The 13,092-nt window shown below is 56.7% G+C and carries 13 protein-coding genes; 9 read left to right on the plus strand and 4 right to left on the minus strand.

The genetic code is table 11. The features are described from left to right. Positions 1-17: 17 nt before the first annotated feature. Positions 18-1,121: a LacI family DNA-binding transcriptional regulator gene (locus ABLQ08_RS28110; protein ID WP_352949496.1), complete on the plus strand. Its 1,104-nt coding sequence runs from the start codon at positions 18-20 to the stop codon at positions 1,119-1,121. On the opposite strand, the gene ABLQ08_RS28115 is transcribed toward ABLQ08_RS28110, so the two are convergent. The 4 genes from ABLQ08_RS28115 to ABLQ08_RS28130 form a co-directional block, all read right to left on the minus strand. Further along, the gene (locus tag ABLQ08_RS28115; protein ID WP_352949498.1) at positions 1,118-1,444 is read right to left on the minus strand and encodes a WGR domain-containing protein; all 327 of its coding nucleotides are present in this window, start codon (positions 1,442-1,444) and stop codon (positions 1,118-1,120) included. The two genes, ABLQ08_RS28110 and ABLQ08_RS28115, sit on opposite strands and share 4 nt — an antisense overlap. Positions 1,445-1,636: 192 nt before the next feature. After that, positions 1,637-3,007: an aspartate aminotransferase family protein gene (locus tag ABLQ08_RS28120; protein ID WP_352949500.1), complete on the minus strand. Its 1,371-nt coding sequence runs from the start codon at positions 3,005-3,007 to the stop codon at positions 1,637-1,639. A gap of 20 nt (positions 3,008-3,027) precedes the next feature. Continuing rightward, the gene (locus tag ABLQ08_RS28125) at positions 3,028-4,512 is read right to left on the minus strand and encodes an NAD-dependent succinate-semialdehyde dehydrogenase (RefSeq protein ID WP_352949502.1); all 1,485 of its coding nucleotides are present in this window, start codon (positions 4,510-4,512) and stop codon (positions 3,028-3,030) included. A 114-nt stretch (positions 4,513-4,626) separates the two neighbouring features. Continuing rightward, the gene (locus ABLQ08_RS28130; protein WP_352949504.1) at positions 4,627-5,127 is read right to left on the minus strand and encodes an Lrp/AsnC family transcriptional regulator; all 501 of its coding nucleotides are present in this window, start codon (positions 5,125-5,127) and stop codon (positions 4,627-4,629) included. Positions 5,128-5,192: 65 nt separating this feature from the next. Between ABLQ08_RS28130 and ABLQ08_RS28135 the strand changes: the two genes are divergently transcribed. The 8 genes from ABLQ08_RS28135 (at position 5,193) to eutC (ending at position 13,092) form a co-directional block, all read left to right on the plus strand. Further along, positions 5,193-6,578: a PLP-dependent aminotransferase family protein gene (locus ABLQ08_RS28135; protein WP_352949506.1), complete on the plus strand. Its 1,386-nt coding sequence runs from the start codon at positions 5,193-5,195 to the stop codon at positions 6,576-6,578. A 265-nt stretch (positions 6,579-6,843) separates the two neighbouring features. Continuing rightward, positions 6,844-7,863, plus strand: coding sequence for a TRAP transporter substrate-binding protein DctP (gene dctP, locus ABLQ08_RS28140; protein WP_352949508.1), 1,020 nt, complete (start codon positions 6,844-6,846; stop codon positions 7,861-7,863). Between the two features lie 68 nt (positions 7,864-7,931). Continuing rightward, positions 7,932-8,510, plus strand: coding sequence for a TRAP transporter small permease (locus ABLQ08_RS28145; RefSeq protein ID WP_352949510.1), 579 nt, complete (start codon positions 7,932-7,934; stop codon positions 8,508-8,510). 12 nt (positions 8,511-8,522) lie between these two features. After that, a complete protein-coding gene (locus ABLQ08_RS28150) occupies positions 8,523-9,806 on the plus strand; it encodes a TRAP transporter large permease (protein ID WP_352949512.1) in 1,284 nt (427 codons plus the stop codon). Positions 9,807-9,815: 9 nt separating this feature from the next. Continuing rightward, positions 9,816-10,253 carry a universal stress protein gene (locus tag ABLQ08_RS28155; protein ID WP_352949514.1) on the plus strand — a complete coding sequence of 146 codons (438 nt, stop codon included), beginning with the start codon at positions 9,816-9,818 and terminating at the stop codon, positions 10,251-10,253. 49 nt (positions 10,254-10,302) lie between these two features. Beyond that, a complete protein-coding gene (locus ABLQ08_RS28160) occupies positions 10,303-11,100 on the plus strand; it encodes an ectoine utilization protein EutA (RefSeq protein ID WP_352949516.1) in 798 nt (265 codons plus the stop codon). Then, positions 11,097-12,098 (plus strand): hydroxyectoine utilization dehydratase EutB, encoded by a 1,002-nt coding sequence (eutB, locus tag ABLQ08_RS28165; protein ID WP_352949518.1) that lies wholly within the window; start codon positions 11,097-11,099, stop codon positions 12,096-12,098. Before ABLQ08_RS28160 ends, eutB begins: the two co-directional genes overlap by 4 nt. A gap of 1 nt (position 12,099) precedes the next feature. Next, positions 12,100-13,092, plus strand: a complete 993-nt coding sequence (gene eutC / locus ABLQ08_RS28170; RefSeq protein ID WP_352949520.1) for an ectoine utilization protein EutC — start codon at positions 12,100-12,102, stop codon at positions 13,090-13,092.

The following is a 13,092-nucleotide window of genomic DNA, read 5'->3' on the forward strand; positions in this document are numbered from 1 at the left end:
TGAAAATATTTTCATGAATGGTCTTGGAAGATTGCCGCCGTGGTGCGTATGCTCTGGAGAGATTTGCAACCGTCAGGGCCTACATGTCGTCTGGTATCAAGCTTATTGCGGAACGGGCCAACGTTTCCATCAGCACGGTTTCCCATGTTCTGAACGGAACTGCACCGATCAGTGAGGGTGTTCAGGAACGCGTGCTCTCCGTCGCGCGCGACACCGGATATCTGGCTAAGCGAAAGCGAAAGGCGTCGATTTCACTACTGCCGACCGTTCTGCTCGTTGCCTGTGATGCGACCTTGCCCAAGTCCGACCGCAATCTTGTCGCGTGGACCATGATCAATGCTTTTCGCAACGAATGCAGGGCACGGGGTATCCGGATCATTCCGCATATCGAACCGGGTTCGGAGATTGACCCGGAAAATGTGGCGACGGCCATCGCCAAACATAATCCGAATGGCATCGCCGTCATGCAGGACGATCGTCCCGTGCTGATTGACAGGCTGCATGAACTCGGGCCGGAGATCGTCGTACTGTCGGGGCAAGACCCGAGCATGCGGGTCGACACGGTGTCTCCGGGCAACCAGTTTGGGGCTTGCCTTGCAACCCGGTATCTGTTTTCCCTCGGCCACACCCGGATCGGGCATTTGACCTGGGGGCAGAGATTGACGACCCGGCAGCGCATGTATGGATTTATCGATGCGCATCGTGAGCGCGGGCTGAAGGTCCACGACGATGCGATCATTGATGTTGGCGACTACCAGCAGCATGTCGTTGAAAAGAACATGGATCGCTGGATCGAGACTGCCGGGCCGAAACTGCCCTTTACCGCTCTCTTTTGTGCGGCCGACAATGCCGCCATCGGCGCGATGAACAGTCTGAGAAAGGCCGGATACCGAATTCCGGAAGATATTTCGGTGATGGGCTTTGACAATGCCCTGTTCGGGGAGTTTCAAGAGCCACCCCTCACGACCATGCATGTTCCGATGGAGGAAATCGGCCACGTTGCGCTCAATCTGCTCGAAGAAGCCCTGACGTTGCCCAAAGGGGCGCGCAGTCCCAGACGGGTTGAGCTCGGTTGTCGGCTGATAGAGCGAAAAAGCACTGCACCGCTCGCGCGGGGTTAGATCGAACCCGGTTCCGGCATCGGCCCCAGAATTCGTCTTTGATCATCATCAGCACCAAGCTTCTGAATTTCGATCCCGTTGCGCGGACAGAAGTACCCTTTTCGCTGTTTTGCCGAGGCGAGTTTTTGAAAGGCGCTTGCTGCGGCGGCCTCATCATCGAACAGATCGATCCTGAACTGACCGGAACGGCCTATGCGACCCCAATTACGCATCAGGGAAATGCCGCCAAACAAGTTTGGCTGGAGCGTCATCTCGTAAAAACGCTGCATGTTCCTACTAGGGTCAATTCGATAAAGCGACAGATGTATTGGCTCATTGGTCATGCCCTGTAGTGTTCTACAAGGCGGAATCGCATTCCAATGAATGATTTGAATCGGTTTGCCGTGACCGATTCACGAAAGCGATGAATGGTTTAGCCCAGTCTTCGCGGCACGAAAATGTACCTGCACGGAGCTCTGAGTTGGGGTCCGTGCAGGCCGTTGATTTCTTTTCAAAATGGCCAGAGTTGACCGTCGCTAGCCGAGCACTTCTTTCACTGCCATCTGGGTCTTTTCGACAATGGTATTCGCCTCTTCCTTCGTCAGGCAAAGGGGCGGTGCAAAGCCAAGGATATCCCCCTGCGGCATGGCTCTGGCGATGACGCCGTGCTTCAGAAGTGCTGCAGCAATTGAAGGACCTACCTTTTCACTTGCATCGAAGAAGGTGCGATCGTTCTTGTCCTCTACGAACTCGACAGCACACAGCATGCCTTCGCCGCGGATCTCGCCGACATTCGGATGTGCCGACAGGGCTTCGCCCATGACGGTGTTCAGGTAGTCGCCGGTTGCTCCGGCATTTTCGACCAGGTTGAGGCGGTCGATCAATTCCAGATTGGCGACACCGGCGGCAGCGCCGATCGGATGGGCGGAATATGTCCAGCCATGACCGATCGGACCATTCTCGTCCGTGCCCTGCTCAAGCACTTTCCAGACCTTGTCGGAAACGATCGAGCCGGAGAGCGGCGCATAAGCGGATGTCAGCCCCTTGGCAATGGTGATGATGTCCGGCTCAATCTGATAGTGCGCCGAACCGAACATGGTGCCCAATCGCCCGAAACCGGTGACGACTTCATCGGCAATCAGCAGGATGTCGTGTTTTTTCAAAACGGCCTGGATGGCTGCCCAATAACCATTGGGAGGCGGCACGATACCGCCGGTTCCAAGGACTGGTTCTCCAATGAAGGCGGCAATCGTATCGGCGCCTTCGCGCTCGATCAGCTCTTCCAGTTCCGCCGCGCAATGATTGGAAAACTCTTCCTCTGACATGGAGCGGTCTTCACGGCGGAAATAATAGGGGGCTTCGGTATGAATCACCTGTGACAAGGGCAGGTCGAACTTCTTGTGAAACAGTTCAAGCCCGGTCAGCGAACCGGTCATCAGTCCTGAGCCGTGATAACCGCGCCATCGGGAAATGATCTTCTTCTTTTCAGGCCGGCCAAGGATGTTGTTGTAGTACCAGACCAGCTTGATGTTGGTTTCGTTTGCGTCTGATCCCGATAGGCCGAAATAGACGTGGTTGAGACCATCCGGTGCCCGTTCCGCAATCATTTTTGCGAGCGTGATGGAGGCCTCCGTGCCATGTCCGACATAGGAATGGTAATAAGCGAGTTCACGTGCCTGCTCGGCGATTGCCTCTGCGATTTCCTGGCGGCCATAGCCGACATTGACGCAGTAAAGCCCGGCAAAGGCGTCCAGCAGGCGAACGCCGTCGCGGTCCTGAATGTAAACACCGTCGCCGCCCCTGATGACACGGTGGGCAGCTTCACCGCGCGCAAACTGGCCCAGATGGGTGGAAGGATGGAAAAAGTGGTCGCGATCCCACTGTTCCAACTGATCGTTTCTCAACATTTGATTTTCCTTTTTTGAATTCAGGCCCAGTCGCGGCACACATATTTGACGTCGGTGAAGGCCTCCAGACCCAGGCGTGACCCTTCGCGGGCGAGGCCCGATTGCTTCATGCCGCCAAAGGGGATCGGGGCGCCGGTCACTTTGGTTCGATTGATCGCGACCATGCCGAATTGGAGTGCCCGACTGGCACGGTAGATGCGTCTCGGATCCTGGGTGTGGACATAGGCAACCAGGCCGTATTCCGTGTCGTTGGCCTGTTGGAACACGCTCATTTCGTCGTCGAAGGATGTTATTGCAGCCACAGGGCCGAAGGTTTCCTCGTGCATGATCAACGCATCAGAGGAAACATCGGCCAGAACAGTCGGCTGATAAAACAGCGGACCGGCATTGTCCCGTTTGCCGCCAATAAGAAGCCTTGCGCCTTGCGCCAGAGCATCGGCAACATGTTCTTCCTGTTTGGCGACCGCCTTTTCATTCATCAACGGACCGATATCTGGATCGTCGAAACCTGATCCGATGGTGAGACGAGCGGTTTGCTCGGCAAAGCGCCTGCAGAATTCTTCATAGATCGGTTTTTCGATATAGAAACGGTTTGCACCCAGACAGTCCTGTCCGGATGTTGCGAACTTCGCCTTGATCGCTTCTTCCACGGCCAGGTCCAGATCGGCGTCCTGAAACACGATGAACGGGGCGTGCCCACCCAGTTCGAGCACAAGTCTCTTCACTGTGTCGGCTGCCTGGGCATAAAGAAGCTTGCCGATGCCGGTAGAGCCTGTGAACGAAACCGCCCTCACTCTAGGGTCGGACATCCAGGGTCCAACGATTGTCGCTGCATCCCCGGTGACGACATTGAAGACGCCTGCGGGAAAGCCTGCGCGTTCAGCCAGTTCGGCGAGCGCGAGCGCAGAGAATGGGGTTTCGCCGGAGGGATGGGCAACGATCGTGCAACCGGCAGCCAGAGCAGCGGCAGCCTTTCGCGTCAGCATGGCGGACGGAAAATTCCAGGGGGTGATCATGGCGGCGACACCAACGGGTTCGCGCCAGACTTCGACTTCGGCATCAGCCAGATGGGATGTGACGTTCTCGATATTCGGACGCTTGGCTTCTTCCGCATAAAACTCGACAAACGATGCACCGTAGTCGATCTCGCCGCGCGCTTCGGAGATCGGCTTGCCCTGTTCCAGCGTCATGATCCTGGCAAGGTCTTCCTTGTGTTCCAGAATAAGTTCAAACCAACGCCGGAGGATCGCGGCACGTTGCTGCGGCAGCAGGGAAGACCAGTTTTTGAAAGCCGCATCAGCTGTGTCGACCGCTTTGGTGCTTTCAGCAGGCGACAAGCTGGCAACCTTTCCAAGATCGGAGCCGTCGGCCGGGTTGGTCACGGCGATGCGCTTGTCATCAGCCGCAGCAATCCAGCGGCCGTCGATATAACTTTCGTGATGAAGGAGCGCTGGCTGGGTGAGTGCCCAGGTCGTTTCTTCAGGGGCGAGTTCGGCTACGGACATGGCAATACTCGTCAAGTTGATGGATTGCCTGAACGTACTCGTGGAGCCGGAGAGGAAACTTTCAAACCGGTTGGTGCTGGCAGACGATTCATCTGCAATTGACACTGTCAGCAGTCATTTCTTCTGGTCAGTGCCCGACAGGAGAACAGATAAGGGCGGTGTTGGTGAAATTTTCACCGGTTTGGTCACGATGTAGGAAAAGTAGCGGGCCAGCCCGGTGCCTGATTCCAGAAGCTCATCGATGAGCGCCTGATACGTCTCGACATTGTGCGTGATGACCTGAAGCAGATAATCGTAACCGCCGCCGACGGCCCAGCAGGCGGTGATCTCCTCATATCGCTGGACCGCCGCTTCAAACCTCTGGAAGGTCTCGGCGCGATGGTTTTCCAGTTCGGCCATGACGAAAACGGAAACAAACGGGGCAATCAGCTTGAGTTCTACTTCCGCATGGTAGCCGGAAATGATGCCGGCCTTTTCCAACCGTTTCAGCCGTTCCCAGCAAGGCGTCGCGGACAGATTGACCTGTTCGGCCAGGGCGGCCTTCGACATGCGGCCCTCCCGTGTCAGCAGGGTCAGAATCTTGATGTCGCGGTCGTCGAGTTTGATAGCTGCCATGGCTACCATCAATGGGGCAGGGCAATGGGCTTGTCAATTGTCCCGAAAAAGGCCATCAATAAATCATGACAATATGGCCACCTCGACCCGAAGACCTGAAACGACCGGCATACCGTTCCCTGGCAGAAGCGCTCATTCGGGCGGTGGAAGCGGGTGAGTTGCGCAATGGCGATCGACTGCCGACCCACCGTGATCTGGCCTATGATCTCAATATCAGCGTTCAGACCGTCAGCCGGGCCTATGACGAGCTGATCCGCCGTGGATTTATTGCGGGCGAGGTCGGTCGGGGTACATTTGTGCGTCTGGAACGAAGCGACACCAAAACGCCGTTCCTGCCTGACCGGCAAAAGGGCGAACTCATCGACTGTTCGATGTTGAAACCTGTTTTCGATAACCTGCACCATGAAGCGATGTGCGAAGCGCTGGCCACACTGAGTACCGACATTCCGCAATCTGTCATTTCCTCTTTCCGGCCCCTGGGCGCTTTGCGCCGGTACTCCGAGCCATCCTTTTCCTGGTTGGAGATCTGTGGGCTGAAGCCGCAATCGCAAAGCCTGTTGCTTACCAACGGCAACACATCGGCAATGACAATTGCACTGATGACCGCTGCCAGCCCCGGCGATCTGATCCTGACCGAAGAGCTGGGCCATCACACCTTGAAACCGCTGACGCGGTATCTGGGACTGCGTCTTCGCGGCGTTGCCATAGATGACGAAGGCATCGTGCCGGCAGCATTCGCCCGCGAGTGCGAGAAAGAGGTCGTAAAGGCGCTCTATCTCATGCCGACCGGCCTGAACCCGACAGCAACGATCATGTCGAATGATCGCCGCGCGGAACTGGTGGAAATCGCACGTTCCAAGGACATTCTCATTATCGAAAACGACGCCTGGGGTCCGTTGCAGCCAGGGCGGCCGGCCCCCGTCGCGGCGATGGCGCCGGAGCGCACTTTCTACTTCACAAGCCTGACGAAGTGCCTCATGGCGGGGCTTCGATTTGGTTTCCTGGTCGTGCCGGAAGCCTATGAGGCTGCCGCCTCGAACCGGCATCTTGTGACCAATTGGATGGTGACCGCTCTGATGGCGGAGATCGGTTCGCGCTGGATCATCGACGGAACCGCGCATCGTCTGATGAACTGGCAAAGCAACGCACTGGCCGAACGCAATCGGCTGGTGCGTAGAGTTCTTGCCGACGTGCCGTTTCATGGAACGGACACCGGTATGCATATCTGGTTGCCTTTGCCGGATGCGTGGACCGAAGACGGCTTTGTTGCACATGCTTCCCAAAAGGGCGTCGCCGTCGGGCCCGGGTCGACATTTGTCACATCGGACGTCATTCCGAGCGTTGGCGTGCGTCTGTGTATTGGTGGTGTCAGTCTGGAGGCGCTTGAGACCGGACTGACGATCGTGTCACGTCTGATCCGCAGCCAGCCAGAGCCCGCTCTGCTCAGCTAAAAGCGGTTTCCCCGACAAGTTGCTGCACGGAGGTCATGATACTTTTCATGGCAATCAGGGACTGTTTGGCAAAAATTGTCATGATACTATATTTAAATTGACTATTTTTTGTCTCTGTTTCAGTTTCTTCAAATCATAACAATACAGAGAATGACTGCCGCGGCCGCATGACCTGCACCGGCAGATCCAGTCCGACAAATGCAATCCTTACGGCGCGGCCTTCGCGGGCGGCGCTGCCATGACGGGTATTGGAGGAGACGTGAAAATGAAGCCGAGCACTCGCAATCTGCTGAGCACAACCGCCGCGGCAGCCATTCTGGTTTCGACCGCGATGGCCGCACAGGCGGACAAATGGAAATATGCCTTTGAGGAATCCCTGACGGAAGTCCAGGGCGTCTACGCGCAGAAATTCAAGGAAGAGATCGAAAAGAACTCCGATCACACGGTTCAACTGTTCCCGTATGGAACGCTTGGCGAGTCCGCGGACATCATGGAGCAGGCTCAGGCCGGAATTCTGCAGTTCGTCGATCAGTCTCCCGGATTTACCGGTGCACTCATTCCCGAGGCGCAAGTCTTCTTTGTCCCTTACCTGCTGCCGACCGATCAGGCGCATCTTGGCCGTTTCTACAAGCAGAGCAAGGCAATCAATCAGGACTTCACCAAGCTCTATGCGCAGCAGGGCCTGGAGCTCCTGGTCATGTTCCCGGAAGGCGAAGTGGCGATGACCACCAAGTCGCCGGTGACCGGCTGTGAGGACCTCAACGAGGTCAAGTTCCGTGTCATGACCAACCCGTTGCTGGTCGAGTCCTACAAGGCTTTCGGGGCAACGCCGACACCTCTGCCGTGGGGTGAGGTCTATGGCGGACTGCAGACCAACATCATTCAAGGGCAGGAAAACCCGACCTTCTTCCTCTATTCCACCAAGATCTACGAGGTGACCGATCACATCACCTATGCCGGCCATAACAATTTCACCACGGCAGTGATGGCCAACAAGGACTTCTTCGACGGCTTGAGTGCGGAGGACCAGAAGGTCATCAACGACGCTTCGGCAGCAGCCTATGACTACATCGTGGAGTATCAGCAGGGCCTTGCTGAAACCGAGCTGAAAAAGATCATGGAAGCCAAACCTGAAATGACCGTGACGGTTCTGAACGAAGAGCAACGCAGCTGCTTCAAGGAAGCCGCGGCGGAAGTTGAAGCCAAGTTCATCGAAATGACCGGTGATAGCGGCAAGGCGATCCTCGAGCAGCTGAAAGCAGACCTGGAAGCCACCAGGGACTGATCAATCGAGAAAAAGGTCCGGAGCCCCTTCGTCTCCGGACCTCTTCACGGCCACAGTGGGAGGACACAGTGGAGGTTTCGGAAAACCGCGACCCGCATGCTTCATCGCTGCCGGGTGTTTTGGGTATTGTAGACTCAGTCATCAGCCGTCTGGAGTCCATTCTGCTTGCCGCAGGTGTGTTGCTGATGGCGCTGAACACGGTCGCCAATGTTGTCGGCCGGTTTCTGCTTCAGCATAGTCTGTTCTTCACAGAAGAGCTCAACCGGATCCTGATCATCCTGATCACTTTCGCGGGCATCAGTTATGCGGCGCGTCAGGGCCGTCACATCCGCATGTCCGCTCTCTATGACGCCTTGCCTCCGGCTGTTCGCAAACCGCTGATGGTTCTGATCGCTGCAGTGACGGCCGCCGCGATGTTTGCGCTTTGCTATTTCTCGATCGGCTATATCAGCAAGGTCGCCAATTCAGGCCGCGTTCTTCCCGCGTTGCAGGTTCCGGTCTACTGGATCTTCCTTTGGGTACCGGTCGGCTTCTTCATGACCGGTCTGCAATACGGATTTACCGCCATAAAGAACATCGTCTCGCACGACATCTACCTCTCCACCCAGGTTCTGGAGGGCTATGATGACGACGAGTTGGAAGTTTAGGGAGGTGACGTCATGGCTTTGACCATCTTCCTGATCATGATCGCGTTGTTGCTTCTCGGCTTTCCGATGATGATCCCGCTTCTGGCCGCAACCTTTGTCGGCTTTTTCATGATGTTCGGCAATTTCGACAAGATGGACTTCATGGTCCAGCAGATCATGGCGGGCATCCGGCCTGCATCGCTGATCGCTGTTCCCATGTTCATCCTGGCGGCCGACATCATGACCCGTGGTCAGTCCGCAAACAGGCTCATCGACATGGTGATGAAATTCATCGGCCATATCAAAGGCGGCCTTGCGGTCAGCACCGCATCGGCCTGTACCCTGTTCGGAGCGGTTTCGGGGTCCACTCAAGCGACCGTGGTTGCCGTCGGTTCACCCTTGAGACCGCGTATGCTGCAGGCAGGCTACAAGGATTCCTTCGTTCTGGCGCTGATCATCAACGCGTCCGACATTGCCTTTCTCATTCCGCCTTCCATCGGCATGATCATCTATGGTGTTGTGTCCAGCACGTCTATCGCCGAGCTTTTCATTGCAGGGATCGGACCGGGCCTGCTCCTGCTTGTCCTGTTTTCCGCCTACAGCATAATTTACGCAACGATCAAGGACGTGCCGACGGAACCCAAGGCAAGCTGGAGTGAGCGCTGGCAGGCTGTCCGCATGGCTGTCTGGCCGCTCGGCTTTCCAGTCATCATCGTCGGGGGCATCTATGGAGGTGTCTTCAGCCCGACGGAGGCGGCCGCCGTCTGTGTTCTTTACGCCGCCATACTGGAATTCGTGATCTTCAGGTCGCTGAAACCGGCGGACATGTACACGATCGCCAAGTCAACGGGCTTGATCACGGCGGTTGTCTTCATTCTGGTCGGCGCGGGCGCAGCGTTTTCCTGGGTAATTTCATTTGCGGAAGTCCCGCAGCAGATCCTCGCTGCCGTCGGCGTGGCCGATATGGACCCCAAGGGCGTTCTTGCCGTCATCTCGATCGCGTTTTTCATCGGTTGCATGTTCGTTGATCCGATCGTGGTCATCCTGATCCTGGTACCGATCTTTGCTCCGGTGGTGAAATCTGTCGGGCTTGATCCGGTTCTGGTTGGAACGATCATCACATTGCAGGTCGCCATCGGATCGGCAACGCCGCCCTTCGGCTGTGACATCTTCACGGCGATTGCGATCTTCAAGCGACCCTACATCGAAGTCATCCGGGGCATCTTCCCATTCACCGTCATCCTGCTCGCTGTTTCGACGGCGCTGATCTTTTTTCCGCAAATCGCGCTGTTCCTGCGTGACCTTGCATTCCGCTAGGAGGGGCCGATGTTCAAACGCATGATAGTCGCCTTTGATGGATCTGAAGGATCGAAAAAGGCGTTGAAACTGGCGGCTGGTCTTCAGGTGACCTGTAGTGGCGAGCTGCTGCTGCTCACCATCTATCGGCACCACTCGCTGCTTGAAGCGTCCATGTCCATGGTGCGGCCGGAAGAACCTGTCATTCTCGATGATGCAATGCGCGATCATGCCCGGCAGCTTGCCGAAGAGGCAAAGCAGACCGCAGTATCTGAGGGGGCACAAAATGTTCGGGCCTTCGTCAAGGGCGGTCAACCTGCCCGGACGATCGTCAAGTTTGCCGAGGACCATGAAGCCGACCTCATCGTGGTGGGCAGTCGCGGGCTTGGTGACGTGGAAGGTTTTTTGCTGGGCAGTGTATCCCACAAGGTAACGAGCCTGGCAGACTGTCCGGTTCTGGTAGTTTAGTGTTTCGGTCTGTCCTGGGCCGATTGAGAAGTTTTGGAGCCTCGCTCATATGAACACGAGCCGTGTTTCCCTTTCGCCGCGAATCCCTGAATTTGACCAACGAGGCGATCAGATCCGCTTTGGGCTGATTGCGCTTGCGACCGACCTGACAAGTGAACGGGATCTCTTTCGCCTGCTGACCGGTCGCAATGTCTCCATTCATGCGACCCGTGTTGCCTATGAAAACCCGACGACGCCGGAAAACCTGCGCAAGATGGCGCCGCACCTGACGACGGCGGCGGATCTGATTGCACCGGGTGAAGAACTGAAAGCCATTTGTTACAGCTGTACGGCGGCTTCGGTAATGATCGGAGATGGTGAGATTGCTGCTGCGATCAACCGGGCAAGGCCCGGTGTGCCTGTGGTCACGCCGACCGCCTCCGCACGCATGGCACTGTCATCCCTTGGTGCCCGGAAAATAGCGATCCTGACGCCCTACCTTGAAAAAACGGCTCAGCCGATGGAAACCTACTTCTCGCAAAACGGCTTTGAAGTGACGCGCATGCATTGTTTTGGTGTCGAGGATGACCGCGACATGGCGCGTATTTCGGTTGCTTCCATCATCGATGGTGCCCTGGCCGCCAACACAGATGATGCCGAAGCTCTTTTCATATCCTGCACCGCGCTTCAGGCCATCGACGCGATATCGGAAATCGAAAGCAGAACCGGAAAGCCGGTCGTGACTTCAAATCAGGCGAGTTCCTGGGTCATGGCGAATATTGCTGGACTGCAGGATCGACCTTCAAAAAACTATGGTCGATTGTTCGACCAAAAACTTCCAGATTTCAGCTTCGGAGAGGCCGTGTGAAAGAAGAAGACTTTGTAACAGCTGAACAGATTGTCGCTGCGCAGCAAACCATTTCAGCACCGATCCGCAAAACCCCGGTCAACCTGTCCCCCTCGCTTGAGGCACATACTGGTGTGCCCGTTCATCTGAAGCTGGAACACACCCAGGTGACGGGAAGTTTCAAGCTGCGTGGTGCCACAAACGCGATAGCCAGATTGACGGAAGATCAGAAGGCCAAAGGTGTTGTCGGCGTGTCCACCGGAAATCACGGTCGCGGCCTCGCCTATGCTGCAAACGCAGCCGGAGTTCGCTGTATCATCTGCATGTCCAGCCTGGTCCCGCAGGCCAAGATCGACGGCATCAAGTCCCACGGCGCGGAAGTGCGCATTATTGGCCGCTCGCAAGACGAAGCTCAGGAAGAGGTCGATCGTCTGGTGAACGAAGAGGGGATGACAATGATCCCGCCATTCGATCATCCGGATATCATTGCAGGGCAGGGGACGGTCGGCCTCGAGATCCTGGAGCAGGTTCCGGACATGGCAACCCTGCTGGTCCCCGTCTCCGGGGGCGGGCTCATTTCCGGTGTTGCTGCCATCGTAAAGGCCAGGCGGCCGGATGTTCGCATTGTCGGCGTCTCCATGGAGCGCGGCGCGGCGATGTTTGAATGCCAGAAGGCGGGAAAACCAATCCTGGTTGAGGAATTGCCGACCCTCGCAGACTCGCTCGGCGGCGGCATCGGGCTCGACAACCGCCTGACCTTCGCAATGACACGAGACCTGGTCGAAGACATCGTGCTTGTAAGCGAAACTGAAATCGCCGGAGCCATCCGTCACATTTACTGGCAGGAGCGCCAGATCGTTGAAGGATCGGGGTCCGTCGGTGTTGCTGCACTCCTGGCCGGCAAGATCGAGAATTCAGGTCCCGTCGCTGTCATCATGAGCGGCGGAAACATAGACATGAAGCAACATCACCGGATCATTTCCGGCGAAGATGTCGACGTTACGAAAGAGGCAGCGTGAAATGGTGGATATCAATATTCTCACCGAAGCAGACTTGAGAGCAGCTGTTCCGCTCGACCTCGACGCAATTGACTGCGTTGAACAAGGGTTTGCCGCTCTTGCGGGCGGAGAGGTGGTCATGCCGCCGATCCTGTCGCTGGAAGTTGCCAAGTACAACGGTGAAGTTGATGTGAAGACCGCCTATGTGCCGGGCATCGATAGTTTCGCCGTGAAGATTTCTCCGGGCTTTTTCGACAACCCGAAGCTGGGTCTGCCCAGCACCAGCGGGCTGATGGTTCTGTTTTCCTCCAGGACCGGAATGGTTGAAGCGCTGCTTCTCGACAATGGTTACCTGACAGATGTCAGGACAGCGGCTGCCGGAGCTGTCGCAGCAAGACATCTAGCGCGCGAAGATGCATCCTCGGCATGTGTGATCGGCGCCGGGACACAGGCGCGTTTGCAATTGCAGGCGCTTTGCCTCGTGCGACCTATAACGCAGGCATCGATCTGGGCGCGCGACCTGGAAAAAGCAGAGGCAACCGCGCGGGCGCTGCAAGATCAGCTGGGCATTCAGGTGACTGCTTCAAGTGATGCGGCCACTGCGATTTCCGAGGCGGATGTCATCGTGACCACCACACCGGCCAGGTCTCCGGTTCTTCAGGCAGACTGGTTGCGTCCGGGACAACACGTGACTGCCATGGGATCCGACCAGCACAACAAGAACGAACTGGATCCGGCCTGTATTGAGCGCGCGGACCTTTACGTTCCGGACAGGCTTTCCCAAACGCGCTCACTCGGGGAATTGCGCTCGGCGATCGAGGCGGGGCTCTTTTCTCAGGACGTAAAATTTTCCGAGCTTGGCGATATCGTCAACGGGAAATCACTTGGCCGGGTCAGCGACAGGGATATCACCATCGCCGATCTGACCGGGACCGGCGTTCAGGACACCGCCATCGCCACCTACGCTCGCAAACGTGCTGCCGCGCTGAAAACCGGCACCATCTTCAGGAACTGA

This window comes from Roseibium sp. SCP14 (assembly GCF_040329475.1).
In the GTDB taxonomy this organism is placed as follows: domain Bacteria; phylum Pseudomonadota; class Alphaproteobacteria; order Rhizobiales; family Stappiaceae; genus Roseibium.